The 24,103-nt window shown below is 64.5% G+C and carries 20 protein-coding genes; all 20 read left to right on the top strand.

Translation table 11 applies throughout. The features are described 5' to 3' along the window. Window positions 1–74 precede the first annotated feature (74 nt). The 20 genes from AC6H34_RS02270 to AC6H34_RS02175 all read left to right on the top strand — a co-directional run bounded on the left by AC6H34_RS02270 (window position 75) and on the right by AC6H34_RS02175 (window position 24,088). Window positions 75–2,195: a hydantoinase/oxoprolinase family protein gene (locus AC6H34_RS02270; RefSeq protein ID WP_448146332.1), complete on the top strand. Its 2,121-nt coding sequence runs from the start codon at window positions 75–77 to the stop codon at window positions 2,193–2,195. Further along, a complete protein-coding gene (locus AC6H34_RS02265) occupies window positions 2,182–4,359 on the top strand; it encodes a hydantoinase B/oxoprolinase family protein (RefSeq protein ID WP_497537763.1) in 2,178 nt (725 codons plus the stop codon). Before AC6H34_RS02270 ends, AC6H34_RS02265 begins: the two co-directional genes overlap by 14 nt. A gap of 15 nt (window positions 4,360–4,374) precedes the next feature. Continuing rightward, window positions 4,375–5,136, top strand: a complete 762-nt coding sequence (locus tag AC6H34_RS02260) for an SDR family NAD(P)-dependent oxidoreductase (RefSeq protein WP_497537762.1) — start codon at window positions 4,375–4,377, stop codon at window positions 5,134–5,136. A 43-nt stretch (window positions 5,137–5,179) separates the two neighbouring features. Then, on the top strand, window positions 5,180–6,634 hold the full coding sequence (locus tag AC6H34_RS02255; protein WP_497537761.1) for an aldehyde dehydrogenase family protein: 1,455 nt from the start codon (window positions 5,180–5,182) through the stop codon (window positions 6,632–6,634). Window positions 6,635–6,643: 9 nt separating this feature from the next. Beyond that, window positions 6,644–7,450, top strand: coding sequence for a class II aldolase/adducin family protein (locus tag AC6H34_RS02250; RefSeq protein ID WP_497537760.1), 807 nt, complete (start codon window positions 6,644–6,646; stop codon window positions 7,448–7,450). Continuing rightward, window positions 7,447–8,562: a cupin domain-containing protein gene (locus AC6H34_RS02245; protein ID WP_448146337.1), complete on the top strand. Its 1,116-nt coding sequence runs from the start codon at window positions 7,447–7,449 to the stop codon at window positions 8,560–8,562. The genes AC6H34_RS02250 and AC6H34_RS02245 overlap by 4 nt, the downstream gene beginning before the upstream one ends. Beyond that, entirely contained in the window at window positions 8,559–9,194 is a 636-nt protein-coding gene (locus tag AC6H34_RS02240; RefSeq protein WP_497537759.1) for a maleylpyruvate isomerase N-terminal domain-containing protein, read from the top strand. The genes AC6H34_RS02245 and AC6H34_RS02240 overlap by 4 nt, the downstream gene beginning before the upstream one ends. Window positions 9,195–9,228: 34 nt before the next feature. Then, window positions 9,229–9,933: a fumarylacetoacetate hydrolase family protein gene (locus tag AC6H34_RS02235; protein ID WP_497537758.1), complete on the top strand. Its 705-nt coding sequence runs from the start codon at window positions 9,229–9,231 to the stop codon at window positions 9,931–9,933. Continuing rightward, window positions 9,933–10,577 (top strand): maleylacetoacetate isomerase, encoded by a 645-nt coding sequence (maiA, locus tag AC6H34_RS02230; RefSeq protein ID WP_497539838.1) that lies wholly within the window; start codon window positions 9,933–9,935, stop codon window positions 10,575–10,577. The genes AC6H34_RS02235 and maiA overlap by 1 nt, the downstream gene beginning before the upstream one ends. Before the next feature lie 58 nt (window positions 10,578–10,635). Then, window positions 10,636–11,871, top strand: a complete 1,236-nt coding sequence (locus AC6H34_RS02225; protein WP_497537757.1) for a 3-hydroxybenzoate 6-monooxygenase — start codon at window positions 10,636–10,638, stop codon at window positions 11,869–11,871. A gap of 353 nt (window positions 11,872–12,224) precedes the next feature. After that, window positions 12,225–13,544, top strand: coding sequence for an NAD(P)/FAD-dependent oxidoreductase (locus AC6H34_RS02220; protein ID WP_497537756.1), 1,320 nt, complete (start codon window positions 12,225–12,227; stop codon window positions 13,542–13,544). 103 nt (window positions 13,545–13,647) lie between these two features. Next, window positions 13,648–14,193 (top strand): MarR family winged helix-turn-helix transcriptional regulator, encoded by a 546-nt coding sequence (locus AC6H34_RS02215; protein ID WP_448146342.1) that lies wholly within the window; start codon window positions 13,648–13,650, stop codon window positions 14,191–14,193. Window positions 14,194–14,223: 30 nt separating this feature from the next. After that, complete coding sequence (locus tag AC6H34_RS02210; protein WP_497537755.1) at window positions 14,224–14,931, top strand: SDR family NAD(P)-dependent oxidoreductase; 708 nt, start codon at window positions 14,224–14,226, stop codon at window positions 14,929–14,931. A gap of 33 nt (window positions 14,932–14,964) precedes the next feature. Further along, entirely contained in the window at window positions 14,965–16,293 is a 1,329-nt protein-coding gene (locus AC6H34_RS02205) for an NAD(P)/FAD-dependent oxidoreductase (protein ID WP_497537754.1), read from the top strand. Window positions 16,294–16,371: 78 nt separating this feature from the next. Next, window positions 16,372–18,072, top strand: coding sequence for a peptide ABC transporter substrate-binding protein (locus tag AC6H34_RS02200; protein WP_497537753.1), 1,701 nt, complete (start codon window positions 16,372–16,374; stop codon window positions 18,070–18,072). 76 nt (window positions 18,073–18,148) lie between these two features. Beyond that, window positions 18,149–19,102, top strand: coding sequence for an ABC transporter permease (locus tag AC6H34_RS02195; RefSeq protein WP_448146346.1), 954 nt, complete (start codon window positions 18,149–18,151; stop codon window positions 19,100–19,102). 12 nt (window positions 19,103–19,114) lie between these two features. Continuing rightward, window positions 19,115–20,005: an ABC transporter permease gene (locus tag AC6H34_RS02190; RefSeq protein WP_497537752.1), complete on the top strand. Its 891-nt coding sequence runs from the start codon at window positions 19,115–19,117 to the stop codon at window positions 20,003–20,005. An 8-nt stretch (window positions 20,006–20,013) separates the two neighbouring features. Beyond that, window positions 20,014–21,102: an ABC transporter ATP-binding protein gene (locus AC6H34_RS02185; protein WP_448146348.1), complete on the top strand. Its 1,089-nt coding sequence runs from the start codon at window positions 20,014–20,016 to the stop codon at window positions 21,100–21,102. Window positions 21,103–21,136: 34 nt separating this feature from the next. Next, window positions 21,137–22,138 (top strand): ABC transporter ATP-binding protein, encoded by a 1,002-nt coding sequence (locus tag AC6H34_RS02180; protein WP_497539837.1) that lies wholly within the window; start codon window positions 21,137–21,139, stop codon window positions 22,136–22,138. 666 nt (window positions 22,139–22,804) lie between these two features. Next, on the top strand, window positions 22,805–24,088 hold the full coding sequence (locus AC6H34_RS02175) for an ABC transporter substrate-binding protein (protein WP_497537751.1): 1,284 nt from the start codon (window positions 22,805–22,807) through the stop codon (window positions 24,086–24,088). Window positions 24,089–24,103 lie beyond the last annotated feature (15 nt).

The following is a 24,103-nucleotide window of genomic DNA, read 5'->3' as shown; positions in this document are numbered from 1 at the left end:
ATCCGGCGCGTCCGGCCATGAGTGGCCGGATGAAAGGCAGGAGCGGCTCCGCAGCGGGATCTGGGGAGGAAAATATGTTCTTAGGTGTGGATATCGGCGGCACGTTCACCGATCTCGTCATGCTGGACGCAGATGGAGACCTGGTGACGGCAAAGGCGCTCTCGACGCCTGGCGAGCTCGAACTCGGTGTCTTTGCTGCCGTCGCGGAGGCTGCGTCGCAGCGCGGAATGACGGGCGAGGAGCTGCTGGCGAGGGTCACGGCATTCGGCCATGGAACGACACAGGCCACCAACGCCGTGATCGAGCGGGACGGCGCCCGGACGGGACTCATTACAACGCGTGGCTTCGGTGACACGCTCGCGATCCAGCGCCTGATGGGGTTCACCGCCGGCGTGCCGGTGGACCGCCTGGGCTGGTATTCCCGCCGTCGGTATCCCGAGCCTATCGTGCCGCGCCACCTGGTGCGTGAGGTGCGCGAGCGTGTCGACCACGCCGGCAAGGTGCTCTTGCCGCTCAACGAGGAGGAAGTGCGCAGGGCCGTGCGCGATCTGGTCGCTGCCGGCGTGCAGACTTTCGCTGTCGCGCTGCTGTGGTCCTTCCGCAACCCCGAACATGAACGCCTGGTCGCACATATCGTTCGGGAGGAGGCGCCCGGTGCCTTCGTCAGTCTTTCCAGCGAGATCGCGCCGGTCCTCGGAGAGTACGAACGCACGGCCACCGCCGCACTCAATTCGTATCTGGCGCCCAAGGTCGTCTCCTATCTCGACGGCATCGAGCAGATGCTGCGCAAGCGCGGCTTCAAGGGCGCGTTCTCGATCCTGAATTCGGCGGGCGGGGTCATGCCCGTGGCGGAGGCGGCTCGCCGGCCGGTGACCCTCGTGACTTCCGGGCCGACTGGCGGGGTAATGGGCTCCATCCATCTGGCCAAGAAGCTTGGCTACCGCAACATCATCACGACCGACATGGGCGGCACGTCGTTCGACGTTGCGATCGTCGTCGACGACAAGCCGCTGATGTCCACCAACCACGAAGCCGGCGGCTTCCACATCGCCACACCGATGATCGAGGTGCGGGCCATCGGCGCGGGCGGGGGGTCGATCGCCCGCGTCGTCGACGGGCAGTTGCGCATCGGCCCCGACAGCGCCGGCGCGCGCCCCGGCCCGGTCTGCTATGGGCGAGGGGGCACCCGTCCAACGGTAACGGACGCCGATGTCGTTCTCGGCATCATCGATCCCGACACATTCCTGGGCGGCAAGATGAAGCTCGACCGCGAGGCCGCCGCGCGGGTCATTGAGGAGCAGATTGCAGAGCCTCTCGGTCTTTCGGTCGAGGAGGCCGCAGCCGGCATCCGCCGCATCGTCGATGCACAAATGGCCGATACGTTGCGCGAAGTGACGATCGGGCGAGGCTTCGATCCGCGCGACTTCGTCATCTTCGCCTATGGCGGCGCCGGCCCGGTCCATTGTGCGGGCTACGGCGCAGAACTCGGCGTACCCAGAATGGTCGTGCCCGTCACTTCCATGGCTCATTCCGCCTATGGCGCGCTGGCGGCCGACCTGCAGTTCTCCGCCGAGCGGGCCCTGCTCATGCGCGGCGGCGGCGGGAATCGAGAGGCGAGCGAAGGGCTCGATGCAGGACGTGTCCAGAGCGCCTTCGACGAACTCGAGGCAGAATGCCGGGAAGCGATGAGCCGGGCAGGCGTCGATGTCGGCGACGTCCGTCTCGTGCGCAGCGCGGACCTGCGCTATCGGCGGCAGACCAACGATCTCATCATTCCCCTCGAGGCCGGCGCGATCGGCGCGACCTCGCTGGCGGATCTCGCTGCGCGCTTCGAACAGACCTACGAGCAGACCTACGGGAAGGGGGCCGCTTTCCGCGAGGCCGGCATCGAACTCACCAATGTGCGCGTCGAGGCGTTCGGCAAGGCGCGGCGGCCCGAGATCGCGCTGCGTACACCGACCACGCCACCGGCACCCGGCCGCCGTTCGATCTTCGAGCCGGTCGTCGGGCGCCGAATGGAATGCACGGTCCATAACTGGCGCGATCTGCCGATGGACTTCACCGTTGAGGGGCCGGCCGTCATCGAACACCCCGAAACCTCGGTCTTCGTGGCGGCAGGCCAGGTCGCCCGCCTCGACGCCCACTCCAACATCACCATCGAGCAACGCCAGGAGAGCCGAGATGCCCGCCGCTGAAAAGAGCATCGACCCGATCACCTTCGAAGTGGTGCGCAACAAGCTCCAGGCCATTACCGAGGAGCAGGCGATCACGCTGAAATCGGTCTCCGGTTCGCCGGTCGTCACCGAAGCCACCGATTTCAACAATGGGCTCTACCTTGCCGATGGTTCGATCGTCACCATGGGACCGCAGGTCCTGTTCCACACCGGGACGATGTCCTCGGTCATCCGATCGATCAACGAGAACTTCGCGGAGAATCCCGGCATTCGCGAGGGGGACATGTTTATCCTCAACGACCCCTATCGCGGCGCCATCCATCAGCCGGATGTCTCCATCGTCGCTCCGGTCTTCCATGCTGGGCGGCATGTCGCCTGGGCGGGCTCCTGCGCCCATCAGCTCGATGTCGGCGGCATGAGTTTCGGCTCCTGGGCGATAGGCGCCACCGAGATACAGCAGGAGGCCATGCTGCTTCCCGGCGTGAAGATCGTGGAAGGGGGGGTGCTGCGCCAGGATCTCTGGCAGATGATCATGGGGATGACGCGCCTGCCCCACATGCTCGGCCTCGACCTTAAGGCGATGATTGCGGCAAACAACGTCGCCGCCCGCCGGCTCGTCGAACTCATGGACCGCTACGGCGGCGATACCGTCGAGACGATCATGCGCGAGGAGATCGCAAGCTCCGAGCGCCAGATGCGCCAGGTTCTCGCCACCCTGCCGGACGGGGTGTTCCGGGCACGGGACTATATCGAGCATGACGGCCACGAGAACGTGCTCTACCAGGTCTGCGTCACGGCCATCAAGAAAGGCGACAGCCTCACCCTCGACATGACGGGCACCTCGCCGCAGGCGCCCGGCTTCATCAACTGCACCGCCTCAGGAATGCGTGGGGCGGCATTGACCGGGCTCCTGCCGATCCTTGCGCCTCGGATTCGCTGGAACGAGGGGATCCTGCACGCGGTCGACTTCGTGGCACCGGAGGGAATCCTCTGCAATGCGAGCTGGCCGGCGCCGATCTCGTCCGGCACGATCTCGACGGCCTGGATCGTCCAGAATGTGGTCGTTGCCGCACTATCGCGCATGGTGGCCTTCTCTCCCGACAACAGGAATGAGGGGCAGGCCGTCACCAAGGGCCACATGATGGTCATGACACTCGCGGGCAAGGACCGGGACGGCGCACCCTTCGGCACATTTCTCCTCGATTCGACCGCGGGAGGCGGTGGGGCCTTTCCGGATCACGACGGCCTCGACGGCTCGGGCGACTACTGCGTGCCTCGGCCGGCGATTGCCAATGTCGAGGCCAACGAGGCGAACGGCCCCTTCCTCTATCTGTTCCGTTCGTTCGTCCGCGATACGGGAGGGCCGGGGCGTCAGAGGGGAGGCGCTGGTACCGCGCTGGCCATCGCGCCCTACGGCACGTCCGGACTGCAGGCCATGATGCTGGGCCACGGCGTCGAGGTTCCCAATTCGATAGGTCAGTTCGGGGGGCTCCCGGGCGCCTGCGGGCGCAACTTCAGGGTGGTCGACGCCGGCTCCGTGGAGCAAATCGTCGGCCTTGCCGGCAATCTGGACGAGATGCTTGCTTCAGGGGTGGAGGAACTGGGACCGAAACCCGGCCGGATGCCTCTCACCTCGCACGACATCCTCGGCTATGCCTTCCAGGGAGGTGGCGGCTACGGCGATCCGCTGAAGCGCCGGCCCGAGGCCGTACGGAACGATGTTCTGGACGGCCATGTCAGTCACGAGGCCGCGCATGCCCAGTACGGCGTGGTGATCCGCGACGGCGAACTGGATATCGCCGCAACCGAGAAGGCGCGTGATGCGATCCGCAGCCGTCGTCTCGCTGGGCGGGCGCCGGTCCGTCGTCCTGGCAATGGGGAAATGCGCCTTGGCGCTGGACGGTTCTCCTGTTCATGCGGCTGCGATCTCGGTTCGGCCAGCGAAAACTGGAAGGAGCGGGCTCTAAGCTATCGCGTGGAGCCTGACGCCTACGGTCCCCATATCCGCACGCACGTCGAACTCGAATTGCGGGAGCATGTCTGTCCGGACTGCGGTTCGCTCCTCGAAGCCGAAGTGGTGCGCAAGGGCGATGCCTCTCTAGCCACCGTACTCCTGGAAACGGAGGAGGGGCGCGAAATCGGAAACCGGCCATCGCGACGACCGACGGCAGCGGTTGCGGCCTAGACAAGGACATACATCATGCAACGTTATCCCGAAAAAGGCGCCGTGATCGTCACGGGCGCGGCGCAGGGCATCGGCCGTCGCCTGGCGCTCACGCTCGTCGCCGAAGGTGTCGACGTCCTGATCGCGGACTGGAACGCGGAAAAGGGCGAGGCGGTGGCCCGAGAGGAAACGCCCGGCAACGGCAGGAGGCTCTTCGTGCGAACGGACGTGGCCAGCGAGGACAGCTGCCGCGAGGCCGTCGACAGGGCCTCGGAAGCCTTCGGCGGCGTATTCGGCCTCGTCAACAATGCCTCGATCTTCTCGACGCTCCAGATGAGGCCCTTCTGGGAAATTCCCGGTGATGAGTGGGATCGTGTCCAGGCCATCAACCTCAAGGGTGTCTTCAATATGACTCGGGCGGCCCGCGAGGCGCTGGTCGGTTCGGGGGAGGCCTCCATCGTGAACATCGCCTCCTCGACCCTGCTGTTCGGCCGGCCCAATTATGCACACTACGTCTCGTCCAAGGCCGGCGTGATGGGACTTTCGCGCGCCATGGCGCGGGAACTCGGCGACCACGGCGTACGCGTCAACACCCTGACGCCAGGGCCGACCTTTACCGAAGTGGAGCGGGCGACCGTCACGCCGGAACAGAAGGCGGCGATGATCCAGCAGCAATGCCTCAAGCGCGCCGGTGGCCCGGACGATATCGCCGATGCGATCGCCTTCCTCCTGTCGCGGCAGGCTCGCTGGATCACGGGCCAGCTCCTCAACGTCGATGGCGGCATGATCACCCATTGAGAGCGGGTGGCCGTGCGGCCTGCCCCTGAAACAGGAGCCTACGATGGCTTACGTGACAAAATCGGATCGTATGCTGATCGGCGGCGAGCTGGTGCACAGCTCGAGCGGCGAATTCGATCAATCCATAAACCCCGCAAACGAGGAAGTGATCGGCCGCTCCCCGCGCGGAACCAAGGAGGATGTGGCCCGCGCCATCGCAGGTGCGCAGGCGGCCTGGCCTGCCTGGGCGGCCACCACCCCCAGCGAGCGCGGAGCCCGCATGCGTGCCTTTGGCCAGGCGCTCAAAGCCAGGGCCGAGGAGATCCTGCATGTCGAGGTGGCGGACACAGGCAACACCGTCACGCCGATGCGCGGCGATGTGGGCATGGCGGTGGAAAGCCTCGACTACTATGCCGGTCTCATTCACGAGCTCAAGGGCGAGACCATTCCGGCGACGCCGGATAACCTGCACATCACGCTTCGCGAACCCTATGGGGTCGTCGCGCGTATCGCGCCGTTCAATCACCCGCTGATGTTCGCGGTGGCCCGCACCGCCGCCGCGCTTGCGGCTGGAAACGCGGTCATCGTCAAGCCGCCCGAGACGAGTCCGCTCTCAGCCCTGGTGCTCGGAGAAATCGCAAGGGAGGCGCTGCCGCCTGGTGTCTTCAACATCGTAACCGGAACGGGTGCGACGGTGGGCGACGCCATCGTTCGTCATCCCGAGATCAAGCGCATCGCCTTCATCGGCTCGCCGGGGACCGGGCGCGCCATCCAGCGGGCTGCGGCGGAGGTGGCGGTGAAACATGTGACTCTGGAACTCGGCGGCAAGAACCCGCTGATCGCCTTCCCGGACACCGATCCGGACGTCATAGCCGCCGCGGCCCTGCGCGGCATGAATTTCACCTGGCAGGGGCAGTCCTGCGGCTCGACGAGCCGGCTCCTGCTGCACGAAGACATTCATGATGCGGTTCTGGAGCGCGTGGTGGAGCGGGTCGCGAAACTCAGGCTGGGCGATCCCGCCGATCCGGCGACGGATATGGGTCCGGTAAATTCACGCATGCAGCACGAGAAGGTTCTCGCCTTCTTCGAGTCGGGGAGGTCCGACGGTGCCAGGCTGATGACTGGCGGCCGGCGGCCTTCGGGCTCTCTTTTCCAGAAGGGCTTCTGGGTGGAGCCCACTGTCTATGCCGATGTCAGGCCCGGCATGCGGCTGTGGCAGGACGAGGTCTTCGGTCCCATCCTGTCCGTCGGTCGCTGGAAGACTGTGGAAGAGGCGATCGAACTCGCCAACAGCACCGAATACGGCCTCACGGGCGCCGTGTGGACCAACGACATCCGCAATGCGCTCAACGTCGCCCGCCGCGTGCGGTCCGGCCACATGTGGATCAACGGCGTCTCGAACCACTTCCTGGGCGTCCCCTTCGGGGGGATGAAGAATTCCGGCGTGGGCCGGGAGGAGGGGATCGAGGAGATGTTCTCCTACACCGAAGCCAAGACCATCAACATCATGCTGAACTGAGAGCGAGCCATGTGCACATCTGCAGGCCACAGCCACCAAATTGCCGTCGACGTAGCGGACAACGCGCCCACGAGCACTGCCTCCTCCGCCCAACTCATCGAGACTCTCGTCCTCGCCAATCACATCCTGTTCGATCAGGGCGTGGTCGATGCATTCGGGCATGTAAGCGTGCGCCACGACAAGCGGCCCGACCGCTTCCTCCTGGCGCGGAACATGGCGCCGGGCCGGGTCGGCGCCGAGGACATCATCGAATTCACGCTCGACGGCGAGGCCGTCAATGCGAATGGTCGCAAGGTCTATCTCGAACGGTTCATCCACGGCGAGATCTACCGCCGGCGTCCGGATGTGCAGGCGGTCGTTCACAGTCATTCCCATGCGATCGTGCCGCTGAGCGTGGTCCGGGGAACGAGGCTCAGGGCTCTCTTCCACATGGCGGGCTTCGTGGGACAGGGAGCGCCCGTGTTCGAGATCAGGGAGACGGGCGGAGAGGCGACCGATCTCCTGATAAGCAGCAGCCGGCTCGGCGCGGCGCTGGCCGAGAAGTTCGATGCAAGCGACATTGTCCTTATGCGGGGCCACGGCTCGACCGTGGTCGGTGGCTCGCTCCAGCAGGTGGTCTACCGGGCGGTCTATGCCGAGATCAATGCGCGCTACCAGCTCGAAGCCTCCCGTCTCGGGGAAGTCGTCTACCTCACCGAAGGCGAGAGCGAGGCCGCGGTCAGGAATGTGGAGGCGCAGATGCAGCGCCCCTGGGATCTGTGGGTCGAGCAGGCGAAGGCGCGCCGCGCCGTCGATGAACGGAGGAGGCAAGCATGAGCGGCATGCCGAATGTCACGGACCATGCGGCCGTCAAGAACGCGATGCAGCCGGATGACACGCCCGAGCTCCGCGAGCTCTATGCCGGCTTCGAGCGGGAGCATCTCATCCCGTTGTGGACGCAACTCGGCGACCTGATGCCTATTCACCCCAAGCCGAAGGCGGTCCCCCACGTCTGGAAGTGGGCGAACCTCTATCCGCTGGCGCGCCGCTCCGGCGATCTCGTTCCGGTGGGGCGCGGCGGCGAGCGACGGGCGATCGGCCTTGCCAATCCGGGTCTCGGCGGCCGCGCTTATGTGAGCCCGACGCTCTGGGCCGCGATCCAGTTTCTCGGGCCCAAGGAAACGGCGCCGGAGCACCGCCATTCACAGAATGCCTTTCGTTTCGTCGTCGAGGGCGAGGGGGTCTGGACCGTCGTCAACGGGGATCCAGTGCGCATGAGCCGCGGAGATTTCCTTCTGACGCCGGGCTGGCACTTCCACGGCCATCACAACGAAACCGACAAGCCGATGGCCTGGATCGACGGGCTCGACATTCCCTTCTCGTATCAGAACGACGTCGGCTTCTTCGAGTTCGGCTCCGAACGTGTGACGGACTACGCCACCCCCCGTTTCTCCCGCGGTGAACGGCTGTGGTGCCACCCGGGCCTTCGGCCCTTGTCCGGACTTCAGAACACCGTCAGCTCTCCCATCTCGGCCTATCGCTGGGACTATACGGATCGCGCCCTGACCGAGCAGCTCCTGCTCGAGGACGAAGGGCAGCCTGCCACGGTGGGGCAGGGACATGCGGCGGTGCGCTATGTCAATCCGACGACCGGCGGCGACGTCATGCCGACCATCCGGGCCGAATTCCATCGCCTGCGAGCGGGGACGCAGACGCCGGCCTGCCGGGAGGTCGGCTCCTCGGTCTTCCAGGTCTTCGCCGGCCGCGGCTCCGTCGTCCTTGGAGGACAGGAGACCGCGCTCGACGTCGGCGACCTCTTCGTCGTCCCATCCTGGGTGAGCTGGTCCCTCCAGGCCGAGACGAGCTTCGATCTCTTCCGTTTCTCCGATGCACCGATCATGGAACGGTTGCATTTCGCCCGCACCCATGTCGAGGGGCGGCAGGGATGAACGGGACGCTGCGGCCGCGCGAGGAGGAACAGGCACTTGCGGCCCTGCGCGAGCGCCAGGGTCAGGGCGCGCGCTACGATTCACCGTCCGCTCCCGCTCGCGAGCTCCTGTGGGCGCGGCGCGGCGCGGCTTATTTCGCGCGCAAGCTGGGTGAGCTCGACGACGACGGCCTGGAGGGGCAATCGCTGTTGCCGGGCTGTGGCCGACGCCTGCTCGTGTCCCATGTCGGTTACCAGGCGCGCGCACTGGCACGAATTGCCGAGGCGGCGCGCGAGGAGCGGGCAAGGGAAAGCCTCGGGGATCCGGATCAGCCTCCGGACGACGTAGCGCTTGGCGCCACGCTGCCCACGCATGCCCTGCGCTACCTGTTCGAGCATGCCCAGGCACATCTGAACGTCGAATGGCGGGACCTTTCGGATGCCGCCTGGGACTGGTCCGTCGATACGCTGGACGGACGGCGGGTGACGCCACGCGACACCGTGCGCGAACGCGCCCTGTCGATCTGGCTCCATGCCGTCGATCTCGGCAATGGCGGATCGACCCACGACTTTCCGGCCGAGCTCCTCGCCCTGGTCGAGGCGGAGGGACGGCCGCGCCTGCCCGCCGAACTTCAAACGGTTCGTCCTGGATGATCCGCAAAACCTTCTCGCTGAGGACCAAAAGCCGATGAGCGCAAACAAGACATTGTTTCCTGCCGTGGAATTTCCGGCGATCCCCGTTCGCGGCGAGCAAGGCGCCTACCCCGTGCATCGCATCTTCTGTGTCGGCCGCAACTATGCCGATCACGCCAGGGAGATGGGTGTCGAGGTAGACCGGGAGGCGCCCTTCTACTTCCTGAAGTCGCCGCTCTCCACCGTCACAAGCGGCCTGACGCTGTCCTACCCGCCGGGAACCGCCAACTACCACTATGAGATGGAGCTCGTCGTTGCCATCGGCCGGCCGGCCTTTCGCGTGCGTGCCACGGACGCGCCTTCCGTCGTCTACGGCTATGCCGCCGGGCTCGACATGACGCGCCGGGACCTGCAGCTCGATGCAAGGGCCAAGGGGCGTCCCTGGGACCTCGGCAAGGATTTCGAGCAGTCGGCTGTCGTCTCCGAGATAACGAAGGCGGAGGATTTCGGTCCCGTCGGCGCCCAGCGCATCCGCCTCGAAGTGGACGGACAGGTCCGCCAGGATGCGCATCTGGCCGATCTCGTCTGGTCGGTGCCCGAGATCATAGCGCATCTGTCGGGATTTTATCATCTCGTTCCCGGTGACCTCGTCTTCACCGGCACGCCCGCCGGTGTCGGACCCGTCATCGCCGGCAATGTGATCCGGGGCGAAATCGATGGCCTCGAACCAGTCTCCCTGACAATCGGAGCCGCGGAATGATCACGCTTCAGGGCTATTTTCGCAGCTCGGCCGCCTATCGCTGCCGCATCGCCTTCAATCTGAAGGGGATTCCGTACGAACTCGCTCCGGTACATCTGCGCCGGGACGGAGGGGAGCAGAAGAAGCCGGCCTATCGGAGGCTGAATCCCCAGGCGCTGATACCGGCCCTCCAGGCCGACGGGGCCATCCTCACCCAGTCGCTCGCCATCATCGAATGGCTCGACGAGACTTATCCGGACCCTCCCTTGCTGCCGGTCGATCGCGTCGAGCGAGCCCATGTGCGCGCCGTGGCGCTGGCCATCGCCTGCGATATCCATCCGCTGCAGAACCTGAGGGTGCTGGACTATCTCAAGACGGAGCTTGCACAGCCGCAGGCAGCGCTCGATGGCTGGTGCCGGCACTGGATCGAGGAGGGGCTCTCTGCTTGCGAGGTCCTGCTGGCGCGCACGGCCTCAGAAGGACCTTTCGCCTTTGGCGACAGGCCCGGGCTGGCGGACATCTGCCTGGTGCCCCAGCTTTTCTCCGCGGACCGCTTCGGGGTCGACCTCTCCGCCATGCCACGCCTGACGTCGGTGCGCGCCGCTTGCGAAGCCTTGCCTGCCTTCGCGGCCGCGCATCCCTCACGACAGCCCGACAGCGAATAACCATGAAGTCCGGCATTCCCTCGCGGAGCCGGCGTTCGATACTCTGGGAGGAGACAGCATGACCGAACGGCTTCCCATCATCATCGCCGGTGGCGGCATAGGCGGCCTTGCGACGGCGACCGGTCTTGCCCGCAAGGGTTTTCGATCCATCGTTCTCGAGAAAGCCCCCCAGCTTGGGGAGATCGGCGCCGGTATCCAGCTCGGGCCCAACGCTTTCCACGCCTTCGACTATCTGGGTGTCGGGGACATGGCCCGACGCATGGCCGTCTATATCGACAGCCTCCGGTTCATGGACGCGATCACGGGAGACGAAGTGACGCGCATTCCCCTCGACGAGGCCTTCCGCAAGCGCTTCGGCAATCCCTATGCGGTCGTTCATCGTGGCGAACTGTTCGGGGTCTTCCTCCGGGCCTGCCAGGAGAGCCCGCTGGTCGAGTTGCGCACCGGCTGCGAAGTAAGCACCTACGAACAGGATGGAGCCGAAGTCGTCGCCGTGCTGGCCGGTGGTGACCACATCCGTGGCTCGGCACTTCTGGGGGCGGACGGGTTGTGGTCGAATATCCGCAAGAAGGTCGTTGGAGACGGGGCGCCACGCGTTTCCGGGCACACGACCTATCGCTCGGTCATTCCGGCGGAGGAAATGCCGGAGGATCTGCGCTGGAATGCGGCAACCCTCTGGGCGGGGCCGAAGTGCCACATCGTGCATTACCCCCTTTCAGGCTGGAAGCTCTTCAATCTCGTCGTCACGTACCATAACGATGCGCCGGAGCCCGTGGCCGGAAAACCCGCGACGCATGAGGAGGTCGCCAAGGGGTTCGCTCATGTCGCGCCTGTCGCGCGCCAGATCATCGAGCGCGGCAAGGACTGGAAGCTCTGGGTGCTGTGCGACCGCGAGCCGGTTTCCAACTGGGTCGACGGCCGGGTCGCCCTGCTCGGAGACGCCGCCCATCCCATGCTCCAGTATTTCGCGCAGGGCGCCTGCATGGCCATGGAGGATGCCGTCTGCCTCGTAGCCGAGATGGAAGCCGCCGGCGGAGATGCGGAAAAGGCCCTTCCTTCCTATAACGGCAAGCGCGCGCTGCGGACCGCACGAGTGCAGCTCCAGTCGCGCGAGATCGGCCAGCATATCTACCATCCTGCCGGTGCCCATGCGCAGCTGCGCAACGCGATCATGCGCGCGAAGTCGCCGGCCGACTGGTATGACGCCATCGCCTGGCTCTATGGATCGACGGGGCTCGATGGCGTAGCCTCCGCGGAGATGCTTCAAGCCATGTCGCCCGGCGAGGCGGCGTAGAACCGGCCTGCAGCAGACAGGGCCGACAGCCCGGACAGAAAGGAAGGCCCCGCTCCCGGCAGGAGCAGGGCCTTTTGCATTTCCCGCAGTCACGCGAGCCTCGATCACGAGCCGGACAGGCGCTGTGCATGCAGACTGCTCGCCTATAAGGCGTCCCATGCCACCTATTTCGCCAGCAGGTAGGCACCCGCATACTTGACAGCTTTAATAGTGGACGCTTACCATCATTGCGCACAGTTGGAAGTATAGAAACCTCATCTGTCAGATAATTTCGACCCGCCGGTCAATTTTGATTGGCGCCTCTGGATGCTTTTGTCTCGTCGTTGACAATAAATTCGTGAGGTGTACCCGAAATGAAGATTCAAGAGGCGCCGATCGAGCCGTCGCTGTGGTATGCGACGGCAGCTCCACCGCCCGAGACCTATGAGCTTGAAGGGCGCGAGAATACCGACATCTGCGTGATCGGTGGCGGATATACCGGACTTTCTTCGGCTCTTCACCTGGCTGAGCGTGGAGCCAACGTCGCACTACTTGAAGCCAAGGAGATCGGAAACGGTGGATCCGGCCGAAATGCCGGGCACTGCACGCCGACATTCCATTTCTATGAGATCCCGACCATCCGAAAGATGCTGGGGGAGCCCTTCGCGTCGCGCCTCATCAAGCGGCAGACCGATGCCGCCAATCTGGTATTCGATATCATCCGTCGCTACGACATCGACTGCGAAGGCGTCCAGACCGGCTACATCCAGACAGCACACGCCCCCGGCATGCTCTCGAAGATGGAGAAGCGCTGCGGCTATTATCAATCGGTCGGCAAGGCGACGCGCATGCTCGACCGGGACGAGGTCGCGCGTCTGACCGGTTCCCCGCGCTATTACGGCGGCTGGTTCCATCCCGAAGGCGGGCATATCAACCCGCTTGGCTATTCCAGGGGCCTCGCCCGCGCCGCGATGTCGCGCGGCGCCAGGGTCTTCACCGGATCTCCCGTCACCGCCATCAAGCCTGACGGAATGCGATGGCGGGTGGAGACGGCGAAGGGCTCGATTTCCGCCGACAAGGTCATCTGCGGAACCGGCGCCTACACCACCGGCTTTTGGCCGGGACTGGAGCAGAGCTTCAGCCGCCTGGGCGTGGCCGTGATGGCGACCCAGCCGATCGGCGACAACCTGCGCAAGATCATCGCCCCGAACAACAACACCGTCGTGGACAGCCGCGGCGACGCGATGATCTACAAGTACAACAGGGAAGGTCGCCTCGTTACTTCAGCCTTCGTGGAGGGGCGGCGCGGCGGTGACATCGACTATACGAAGGCCTTGATGGCCAGGAAGCTGCAATGGCTGCTGCCCGATCTGCCGGAGGTGGATTGGCAGTATTATTGGTTTGGTGCCCTGGACATGCAGCCCAAGACGATCCCCAGGCTGTTCCAGCTGGCCCCGGGCGTGGTGGCGTCACTTGGATATTCGGGACGCGGCGTGCCCACGGGGACCATGATGGGCACCGTGCTGACCGAGTGGGCGCTCGGTGCCCCCGCGCAGGATCTGGCGCTGCCTCTGGAGCCGCTTCGCAGCGCTCCCTTCTACATGAACTTCGCGCCGAGGCTCTTCCTGGCCTGGTATCGGCTCCGGGACCAGCAACGCGCTCGCGCTGGAGGAGCGGACCCGCCGCCATTTTGAGCGCTTGGAGACCTCTTCGGCAAACCCAAAGGAGTTGCGTGTATCATGATCCGATGCCATCAGCAGGCAGCAAGGCCGTCCTGGGAGAGGAGTGGACATCATCATGAGTTCCGGCGATCTCACTCGGCGCCGGCGAGAGGCGCAGCGCCGCAATCCGGCGAAGGTACCCAAGACGATCGACTATCAGAATATCGATTTCGACGTGTTCGGTTCGCTGCTCAGCTTCTATATCCGATCGGTGAATATCGTGGTCAGCAAGGATCTCGACAGCCAGACGGCGCTTTTCGGCCTCGCTGGTGGCACGGGAAAGATCTCGACAATATTGCTGACGGCGGCCAATCCGGGACTGCGCCCTTCGGTCCTGGCGCATTTCATACGAAAGGACCGGTCTGCCATGGGCAAGCTGCTGGAACAGATGGAGTCGGATGGCTTCATCGAACAGCGGATCTCCCGGGTGGAGCGGCGGGCACGCGAGCTCTACCTCACCGACAAGGGGAAGGGCATCGTCCAGAGGGTCCGGCAGACGATCAAGCGGCAGGACGAGGAGTTCTTCGCGATACTCTCGGCCGGCGAGCGCGAGACCCTGCTGCAGCTGCTGCGCAAGGTGTACGAGACCTATATCGACATGATCCCCAGCCCCGAGGGTTGAGGTGGAACGGTGCGGCTGCGGGAGGCGATCATGCCTGATCCCTCGCAGCGCGTCGCCATGATCTCGGGCGCCAATCGCGGCATAGGCGCGGCGATCGCCGGACACCTGTCCGAGCAGGGATGGGCGCTGAGCCTCGGCGTGCGCAATCCGGCGGCGTGGCGCCCCGGTCCCGACGCGGCGGATGTCCTGATGCACGGGTTCGACGCACGCCAGCCCGGGTCCGAGGAGAAATGGGTCCAGGCGACCGCCGAGAAGTTCGGTCGCATCGATGCCGTCATCGCCAATGCCGGCATCGCTTCCGGCCGTACCGTGATCGAAGCGGAGGACGGCGAACTCGACGATCTCTTCCAGGTGAACGTACGCTCCCCCCTGCGCCTCGTCCGGAGCGCCTGGCCATGGCTGGTTCGCGCGGGAACGGGTAGGGTAGTGACCATCGTCTCCCTGTCCGGCCTGCGGGTTAAGAGCGCGAAGTCGGGCCTCTACGCCACCAGCAAATTCGCAGCCCTCGCCATGACCCACGCGATCCGCCATGCGGGATGGGACGACGGCATTCGCGCCACGGCCATCTGTCCCGGCTTCGTCGCCACGGACATGGCCTTCGCCCTTTCGGCCCGCGCCCCCGAGGAAATGACCCAGCCGGCGGACGTCGCCCGGCTCGTGGCGACGGTCCTCGACCTGCCCAACACCGCCAGCGTGACGGAAATCCCCATCAATTCAGTCCTGGAAGAAATGCTATGACATCTGTTGCAACACCCCGGAGCGCGGGCTGAGATGGGGCCGCAAGTCGATACGCTGGCGCCGGAGACGTCATTCCCCACGCAAGCCGATGTGGTCATCGTCGGCGGCGGCATCATCGGTACGAGCACCGCCCTTTACCTGGCCCAGCGCGGCGTTTCGGTGGTCCTGTGCGAGAAGGGGCATATCGCGGGCGAGCAGTCCAGCCGCAATTGGGGCTGGGTGCGAAAGGCCCGGCGCGATCCTCGTGAGATTCCGCTCATCGTCGAAAGCCTGCGCTTGTGGGAAGGCATGAACGGCTCGGTGGAGGGAGAAACAGGCTTCCGCCGCACGGGGATCGTGTTCTCAGCGGAAACCGAAGCGGATGTCGCCCGCTACGAGACATGGCTCGAACATGCGAGGCCCTATCAGATCGACGCCCGGTTGATTTCCGGCTCCGAGCTGGACCGGCACATGCCGGGCGCCGCGACGAGATGGAAGGCCGCTCTCTATTGCAGCACCGACGGAAGGGCCGAGCCACAGAAGGCGGCGCCGGCGATTGCGGCAGCCGCGCGCCGCAACGGAGCGGTCATTCTGACGGATTGCGCCGTCCGCGGCCTCGACAGAACGGGAGGCAGGATCACCGGCGCCGTTACGGAACGCGGGCTCATTCGCTGCAACAGCGTCGTGGTTGCCGGAGGCGCCTGGTCGAGGCGCTTCCTCAAGGATCTAGGCCTCACGCTTCCCCAGCTCAAGGTGAGATCGAGCGTCATGCGCACCGCACCCCTGGATGGTGCCCCGCAGGCGGCGCTCTGGTGTAGCGAATTCGCTTTCCGCCGCCGGCTCGACGGAGGCTACAACATCGCGAACGGCAATGTGAACGTGGTCCCGATCGTTCCGGACAGCTTCCGTTTCTTCCCGGAGTTCCTTCCCGCCTTACGCGAGGACCACAAGAGCCTCAAGCTCAGCCTGGAAGGGCGCTTCCTCCAGGAATGGCAGGAAGCTCGGCCGGTGCCGTTCGACCAGGTTTCTCCCTACGAGAAGGTCAGGGTGCTCGATCCGGCGCCGGACCAGCGCTACCTGAGGCAAGCCCTCGATGGGCTCACGCGCATGTATCCGGTGTTTGCGGGAGCTAACATCGTGCAGCAATGGGCGGGCCTCATCGATGTGATGCCGGACGCAATTCCGGTAATATCGCCGGTCGATGCGCTGCCCGGCCTCGTCATCGCCACCGGCTTTTCGGGACATGGCTTCGGCATAGGCCCTGGCGCGGGGCGGCTCGTGGCCGACATCGTCACGGGCGCCAAGCCGATCGTCGATCCGCATGAGTTCCGCTTTTCCCGTTTCAGCGACGGGTCCAAGCCCCGTCCCATCGCGGGGATCTAGCGACTTCCGGTCAAGGCCCAAGACGCGGCGGGCCCATCGTCTGGCTGCGAGAACATAATAAAACAGGGGACCATCATCATGACAGAGCAGAACAAGTACCCGGCAGGCCCGCGGGGCGTGTCGCACTTCAACCCCTCGCGCAGGCAGTTGCTTGCCTTCGGCGCGTCCGCCGGAATCATGGCCTGGCTCGGCCCATCCGGGGGGTGGGTCGAGCAGGCACGCGCGGCGACGCCTCCTGCCAAGCCAACGGGGCAGGTCATCGTGGGCCTATCCCAGGAGCCGACCATCTTCCATCCGCTGCTCGTCCACATCGAGGTCGACGAAGCCGTCTACTTCAACCTGTTCAGCGCGCTCTGGCGCGTGGATCCCAAGGGCGCCTTCCAGCCAGATCTGGTCGCCGAGATACCCACGGTCGAAAACGGCGGCATCTCCGCGGACGGTTTGAACTGGCACGTCAAGCTCAAGGACAACGTCAAATGGCATGACGGCACGCCCTTCACGGCGGAGGACGTGAAATTCAATATCGAGCTCATCCAGAATCCGAAATTCATCGCCGGCCGGCGTGCCGGGCATGAACTGGTGCGCGATATCAAGGTCGTCAGCCCCACCGAAATCACCTGGCGCATGGAGAAGGCCTATGCGCCCTATCCGGCCATCCTGTCCTGGACCTTCCTGGTGCCCAAGCACATCCTGGAGAAGGAAACCGACGTCAACAAGCCGGCCTTCGTGAACAATCCGGTCGGAACCGGTCCCTTCAAGTGGGTCGAGCGCGTTCCCGGCGATCACATCACCCTGACCGCCCATGACGGCTATCACGGCGAGGGCCCGCACCTGGAGAAGCTGATCGTCAAGTACATCCCGGATCTGACGGTTCTCTACACGCAGTTCCAGACTGGCGACATCGACTATATTGGCCTGCAGGGCATTACGCCGGATCATTACGAGGAGGCGAAGGGCCTGGCAGACCGCAATGTCATGCCCGTTCCGCAGCCCTTCATCGAGAACATCGCCGTCAACACGGGGCTGCCCGTCTTCAAGGATAAGGCCGTCCGCGAGGCGCTCTACTACGGCATGGACAAGAAGAGCATCATCGAGCAGATCTACTACGGCCTGCCGAGCGAGACGGAATCCTTCCTGCCCAAGCAGTCCTGGGCCTTCGATCCGGATCTTCCCAAGCACGAGTTCGATCCGGAGAAGGCGAAGAAGATCCTCGACGATGCCGGTTGGGCCCTGGGCTCGGACGGCGTTCGGGCCAAGGGCGGCGTGCGGCTGGAATTCGTCAACTCCACGACGGCCGGCAACCATGTGCGCGAACAGGCCCAGCAATTGCTGCAGCAGAACTGGGCCGATATCGGCGCCAAGATGAACATCAACAACCTGCCGCCCGCCGTGATGTGGGGCGACTACTGGATGCAGTCGAAGTTCGAGAGCGCGATGGTCGGCATCGGCTTCATGATCGGCCCGGATCCGGACGCGACCGACTTCTTCGCCAGCCGCTCGATTGCCGCCAAGGGTGGTTCGGGCCAGAATACCACCCAGTTCGAGAATGCCGAGGTTGACGGCCTGCTCGCGGAGGGAGCCAAGACGGTCGATATCGAGAAGCGCAAGGCCGCCTACAAGAAGATGCAGGAGGTCACGCGAACCGAATTGCCCTATCTGCCGATCTTCCAATACGCCATGGTGTCGGGCGTGAAATCGAAGCTCGAGGGGTTCACGCCGAACGTCAACGTGCAGGAGAATTGCTGGAACGCCAACACCTGGTACTGGTCGGCGGCGTGACAGATCGTGTGAACCGGCGAGGCGGGAACGGCATCGGTCCCGCCTTGCGCAGCTGCCACAGCCGGGAGCATCACGGATGACGCGTTTTCTCGTCGGCCGCTTCGTGCAGAGCCTGCTTCTGCTCTTGCTGGTTTCGATGATCGGGTTCGCCGTGCTGCATCTTGCACCCGGCGGGCCGCTGTCGCAATTCGCCCTCGTGCCGGGTCTGACCCAGGCCGACCTTGCCCGCATCGCGCATGAGATGGGCCTCGATCGTCCCCTCCCTCTGCAATATTGGGAATGGCTTTCCCGCCTGCTGGAAGGGGATTGGGGACGATCCTATCGCGATAGCCAGCCCGTCCTGGCGGTGATCGGCGCCCGTCTGCCCGCCACGCTGGAACTCATGATTTCCGCCATCCTGATCGCGGTCGTCATCGGCATGTCGATCGGCATCCTGGGCGCCGTCCGGCGCTACTCGATATTCGACACACTGGCCACCGTGGGCGCGATGATCGCGCTCTCCATTCCGACCTTCTGGTTCGGCCTGATCACCATCTATCTGTTCGCCGTGAAGCTTCAATGGCTGCCGGCAGGCAACCGGACGACCGTCGGCGGCAGCGGGACCTTTCTCGACTACGTCCATCATCTCATCGCTCCGGCTCTCGTGCTCGCCCTCGTCGAGGTAGCGATCTGGAGCCGCTACATGCGCACCTCGATGCTCGATGTGATCCACCAGGACTATATCCGCACAGCGCGCGCCAAAGGCCTGCCCGAACGCACGGTGCTGTTCCACCACGCATTCCGAAACGCGCTGCTGCCGATGATCACGCTGGCGGGGCTCGAAGTGCCGACCCTTCTGGGCGGAGCGCTCGTCACCGAGACGGTATTCACCTGGCCGGGGATGGGCCGCCTGTTCCTCGATTCACTGGGTTATCGCGACTATCCGGTGGTGATGGGCATTCTGATGTTCTCCGCCATCCTCGTCCTGCTCGGCAATCTCCTGGCGGACCTGCTCTGCGCGGTGGCCGATCCGCGCATCCGGCTGACATAGGGGAGACGCCTCATGACCCACGCCGCTCCCTCCCTCCAGACTGCCCGCCCCGCGCTGTTCCGCCCGCGCAGCCGGGCCGTTCGCCGCTTCCTGCGTCATCGCCTCGCAGTCTTCGGTGCGATCGCCATCATCCTGCTCGTCCTGGCGTCGATCGCGGGGCCCTGGATCATTCCCTTCGACCAGCTGCATATCGATCTGCGCGCCCGATTTTCGCCGCCTCCCTCGGGCGGGCACCTGTTCGGCACGGACCAGCTCGGCCGGGATCTCATGGTCCGCTTGCTGATGGCCGGCCGGATCTCGCTGGCCATCGGGTTCGCCGCCATGCTCATGAGCACCGCCATCGGCATTCTGGTGGGCGTGACGGCCGGCTACTATGGGCGCTGGATCGGCGGCGCACTGATGCGTTTCGTCGACGCCGTGCTCTGCTTTCCCTCCATCTTCCTGCTGCTGGTGCTGGCCGCGTTCATTCATCCGAACGTCGTGACGCTGACCCTCATCATCGCCGCGACGAGCTGGATGGAAGTGGCGCGCGTGGTCGAGAGCCAGATCCGCACCCTGCGGGAGCGCGACTTCACGGCAGCCGCCGAACTTCTCGGCGCGTCGGGGCGCTACATCATGTTCAACGAGCTGCTCCGCAATGCGGTGGGACCGATCATCGTGGCAGCGACCCTTACGGTGGCGCGGGCAATCCTGATGGAAGCCTATGTCAGCTTCCTCGGCTATGGCATCCAGCCGCCGACGGCGAGCTGGGGCAACATGCTGAACAATGCCCAGCAATATCTCGGCTCCGCCCCCTGGCTCGCCATCTTCCCCGGGCTGATGATCACACTGGCGGTGACCAGCTTCAACTTCGTCGGCGATGGCTTGCGCGATGCCCTCGACGCTCGTTTCGATCTGGCCTGAGGAGCGGCATGCCCGGTATCGTCCCGCATCGACAAGCAGTTCTCACCACCGCACCGGACAACGGAGGGGGTGTCCCGGCGAGCAGCCCAGCTCCCGTCCTGGAGGTGCGCAATCTCTCGGTGACCTTCCGCACCGAGAGCGGTCCTGTCCGCGCGGTGCAGGACGTATCGTTCACGCTTCGAGCCGGCGAGACGCTGGCGCTGGTCGGGGAGTCCGGGTCTGGCAAGAGCGTCACCAGCCTTGCCATCATGCGCCTGACGCCCCCGGCGCCCAAGGTTACCCTCGGCGGGTCTGTCCTGCTTCACGGAGGCGATGCGCCCCGCGACCTGACGACCCTCGGACGCGAGGCGATGCGTGCCGTGAGAGGCAACGAGATCTCCATGATCTTCCAGGAGCCCATGACGTCGCTCAACCCGGTGCACCGCGTCGGCGACCAGATTGCAGAGGCCGTCATGTTCCATCGGAATGTCGGGCGGCGGCAGGCTCTTGCGCGTGCCGAGGAACTGTTGGAGCAAGTGGGCATCCCGGAGGCGCGGCGGCGACTGCAGTCCTATCCCCATCATCTGTCCGGCGGCATGCGCCAGCGCGTCATGATAGCCATGGCGCTTGCCTGCGATCCCCGCGTCCTGATCGCCGACGAGCCGACGACGGCGCTCGACGTTACCGTACAGGCGCAGATCCTCGAACTCCTCAAGGAATTGCAGGCCACCACCGGGATGGCGATCGTCTTCATCACCCATAATCTCGGCGTGGTGGCGGAGATCGCCGATCAGGTCATGGTCATGTATGCGGGCCGAATCGTGGAGCAGGGCGGCGTCGTGCCGGTGATGAAGGAGCCGCGCATGCCCTATACGCAGGGGCTCCTGCGCTCGATGCCGCGCATGGATCTAGCAGGCGAGCCCGGCACCATGCTGGAGGCGATACAGGGCAGCGTTCCCGACCCGCTCGACCTGCCCCCGGGGTGCGCCTTCGCCCCCCGCTGCACCCATTGCGAAGCGGGCGTCTGCGACAGGGCGATACCCGCCCTGGAGCCAACGGAGGCGGGCCATATGGTTCGCTGTGTCCGGTGGCGAGCGCTGGCTGGAGCGGAGGCCTAGAATGTCGTTGTCCGAGGATCCAGTTGCGATACAGGTGGCAGGCAAGTCCCTGCTGCGGGTGCAGAACCTCAGGCAGTGGTATCGCATCAGTTCGGGCTTCCTCGGCAAGCGGGACCTGGTGCGCGCCGTCGAGGACGTGTCGTTCGACATCGGGCGCGGGGAGGTCCTCGGCCTGGTCGGTGAGTCCGGGTCGGGGAAGAGCACCCTGGGAAGGGCCGTGCTCCGCATGACGGAGCCGACGGAGGGCCGAATCCACCTCGAGGGCAGGGACATTACCCATCTGAGCCGCCGGGAATTGCGGCCGCTGCGCCCGCGCATGCAGTTGATCTTCCAGGACCCGTTCTCCTCGCTCAATCCGAGAATGACGGTCAGGCAGATCATCGCGGCGCCGCTCGTCATTCAAAGGCCGGACCTGGGCGAGCCGGCCCGGAGCGCACGCGTCGTCGAGGCGCTCGAACTGGTCGGACTTTCCGGTCAGTATGCGGATCGTTACCCGCACGAATTCTCGGGAGGCCAGCGGCAGCGGATCGGCATTGCCCGCGCCTTCGTGACGGAGCCCAGCTTTCTGGTTGCCGACGAACCCGTCTCGGCCCTGGATGTGTCGATCCAGGCACAGATCGTCAATCTGCTCGTCAGCATCCAGAAGAGGCTGAACCTGACGATTCTCTTCATCAGCCATGATCTGGCGGTGGTGGGATATCTGTGCGATCGGGTGGCGGTGATGTATCTCGGGCGCATCGTCGAAATCGCCCCGACGAAGGCGCTGTTCCGCTCCCCGCGCCATCCCTACACGGAGGCGCTGCTGTCGGCGGTCCCCGTCCCCGATCCGACGGTAAGGCGGTCCCGGATCATTCTCAGGGGCGATGTTCCGAGTCCGATCAACCCGCCCTCGGGATGTGGTTTCCGCACCCGCTGCCGCTATGTACTCGATGCGTGCGCCCAGGCCGTGCCGCCGTTGCGGCAGACGGCAGGGGGGCACTCGGTCGCATGCATACGCGACGACATCGAACTGACGGGCGCGGGGCAGTCCGCCTGAGGCGGCGTCATGACTTCGGGCGTACGCGTGGCCTGCGCGTAGATGAGGGCGCATGGCAATTTCTGTCAATTCCTTTCACATGGACGACCGGCCGGCACCTGATCCATGTATGGATATTTGATGCAATAATCTGTTCATTTGAAAAGTTTATGTCAGATATTTTTCCCTATATTCCAATTATCCAAAGATATAGGTGATATATGAAAAATAATATGTGATGTTTTTGAACTATTTTGAGATTTTACATATTTTATACGTGCGATCATGATTTTTATTGAGCTTGTTGGGGGCACTCGAAATCGCAAGTGACTGCTGTGGAGCCCGTTTTCGAAATCTTATCTTTTTCTGTTTTGGCTTCGCTCGAATTTTGATGGCCAAAATAGAAAGATATTGACAGAAATTGGAAATATCGTTCTTAATTCATTCGAGGGCATGCACAGGTTGGCATGGCCTCGGCAAAAGAGGCGCCAAGCGCCCATAAGGCTCCGTGGAGGCTGCGGCCCATATCGCCACCCATGGCGATCAATCAGCAGCGTCTCGCTGGAGCGCCCAAGCCCGCCCCCGACCAAGGGGCGGTCGCTCGAGACGGCATGACGACCGAGCTTATGCGCGAAGGAGGAAACGCGGGTAAGCTTCTAAAATATAATAAACCGAGGAGGAAATATCATGCGAGGCAGGAAATTGCTGGGCGCAAGCATGCTTGCGTTTGCTCTTTCGACGATGTCGGCACTGGCACAACAGAAAGAGGTGACCGTCTGGTCATGGTTCGTTCAGAGCACCATGCAGAAGTCCATCGATGCCTTCCAGAAGGCGCATCCGGACATCAAGGTTACATATACATACTATAACTACTCGCCTGAATATATCACGGCCCTGAAAGCTGCGGCCGCCTCTGGCAGCCTGCCGGATGTCATCGGCCTTCAGCCGGGATCCCTGACGCAGCAGTACCGGGAGAATCTGGAACCCGTCGACCAGCTGGCCGCAAAGACCTGGGGCGAGGGGTGGCAGGACAAGGTGTTCCCCGTCAACCGCCGCCAGATGCAGATGGGCAACCCGGCAGGCGACAAGAACAACTACATCGTCCCGCAGGAGTCCCAGGTTCTCTGCATCTGGTATAACCGCAAACTCTTCGACCAGTTGAAGATTTCCGTTCCCAAGACCTATGCCGACCTCAAGGGCGCAGCCAAGGCGCTTACCGACGGCGGCTACATTCCGATGTTCCAGGGCGCCGCCGACGGCTGGCAGAACGAGAACGTCTTCCTGATGCTGGCGAACCAGTTCTCTCCCGGCATCATCGACAAGGCGCAGGCCGGCCAGGCTCCGTGGACCTCCCCCGAACTGGTGTCGGCGATGAAGGCCTGGAAGGGCCTGTTCGACGACGGCATCTTCCAGCAGGGTGCTCTCGGCGCCCATGCCTATCCGACAGGCGCGCAGCTGTTCGCCCAAGGTCGCGTCGGCATGATGGCCCTCGGCTCCTGGTGGATGCAGGAAAGCAAGTTTCCGCCCCCGCTGTCCGAGTTCGTCCAGAACATGGACGGCTTCGACTTCTTCTACCTCCCGGCCGTCAAGGACGGTGGCGCCGCCAGCCCGCCGGTCGGCGGTATCGATATCGGCTATGGCCTGACGAAGAACGGCGCGAAGAATCCGGAGGCCTGGACCTTTCTTTCGGAGCTGACCAACGGCGTCGGCCTGCAGGAGGCTCTCAACGATCTCAACGATCTGCCGGCGTTCTCGGGGCACGAGCCGAAGGGCGATATCACCGATCATGTGAAGGAGATGTCGGCGCGGTTCATGGCCGATCTGCCCAAGGCGGAGAACCAGCGCTTTGCCTCCCCCGCCGTTTCCGAAGCCCTGGACAACGCGCTTGCCGGTGTCGCGGCGGGCAGCCTCGAGCCGGAGGCGGCGCTTGCCTCGGTACAGGCGGCGACCGACAAGGCAAACGGCAAGTAGCACTCTCCCGGCCGG

It is taken from the genome of Labrys sp. ALF-8 (assembly GCF_059699065.1).
This window is presented reverse-complemented; position numbering and strand designations above follow the sequence as displayed.

Coding starts and splice junctions, on each gene's coding strand:
- AC6H34_RS02270 (WP_448146332.1), top strand. CDS start 75: ATGTTCTTAGGTGTGGATATCGGCGGCACGTTCACCGATCTCGTCATG.
- AC6H34_RS02265 (WP_497537763.1), top strand. CDS start 2,182: ATGCCCGCCGCTGAAAAGAGCATCGACCCGATCACCTTCGAAGTGGTG.
- AC6H34_RS02260 (WP_497537762.1), top strand. CDS start 4,375: ATGCAACGTTATCCCGAAAAAGGCGCCGTGATCGTCACGGGCGCGGCG.
- AC6H34_RS02255 (WP_497537761.1), top strand. CDS start 5,180: ATGGCTTACGTGACAAAATCGGATCGTATGCTGATCGGCGGCGAGCTG.
- AC6H34_RS02250 (WP_497537760.1), top strand. CDS start 6,644: ATGTGCACATCTGCAGGCCACAGCCACCAAATTGCCGTCGACGTAGCG.
- AC6H34_RS02245 (WP_448146337.1), top strand. CDS start 7,447: ATGAGCGGCATGCCGAATGTCACGGACCATGCGGCCGTCAAGAACGCG.
- AC6H34_RS02240 (WP_497537759.1), top strand. CDS start 8,559: ATGAACGGGACGCTGCGGCCGCGCGAGGAGGAACAGGCACTTGCGGCC.
- AC6H34_RS02235 (WP_497537758.1), top strand. CDS start 9,229: ATGAGCGCAAACAAGACATTGTTTCCTGCCGTGGAATTTCCGGCGATC.
- AC6H34_RS02225 (WP_497537757.1), top strand. CDS start 10,636: ATGACCGAACGGCTTCCCATCATCATCGCCGGTGGCGGCATAGGCGGC.
- AC6H34_RS02220 (WP_497537756.1), top strand. CDS start 12,225: ATGAAGATTCAAGAGGCGCCGATCGAGCCGTCGCTGTGGTATGCGACG.
- AC6H34_RS02215 (WP_448146342.1), top strand. CDS start 13,648: ATGAGTTCCGGCGATCTCACTCGGCGCCGGCGAGAGGCGCAGCGCCGC.
- AC6H34_RS02210 (WP_497537755.1), top strand. CDS start 14,224: ATGCCTGATCCCTCGCAGCGCGTCGCCATGATCTCGGGCGCCAATCGC.
- AC6H34_RS02205 (WP_497537754.1), top strand. CDS start 14,965: ATGGGGCCGCAAGTCGATACGCTGGCGCCGGAGACGTCATTCCCCACG.
- AC6H34_RS02200 (WP_497537753.1), top strand. CDS start 16,372: ATGACAGAGCAGAACAAGTACCCGGCAGGCCCGCGGGGCGTGTCGCAC.
- AC6H34_RS02195 (WP_448146346.1), top strand. CDS start 18,149: ATGACGCGTTTTCTCGTCGGCCGCTTCGTGCAGAGCCTGCTTCTGCTC.
- AC6H34_RS02190 (WP_497537752.1), top strand. CDS start 19,115: ATGACCCACGCCGCTCCCTCCCTCCAGACTGCCCGCCCCGCGCTGTTC.
- AC6H34_RS02185 (WP_448146348.1), top strand. CDS start 20,014: ATGCCCGGTATCGTCCCGCATCGACAAGCAGTTCTCACCACCGCACCG.
- AC6H34_RS02175 (WP_497537751.1), top strand. CDS start 22,805: ATGCGAGGCAGGAAATTGCTGGGCGCAAGCATGCTTGCGTTTGCTCTT.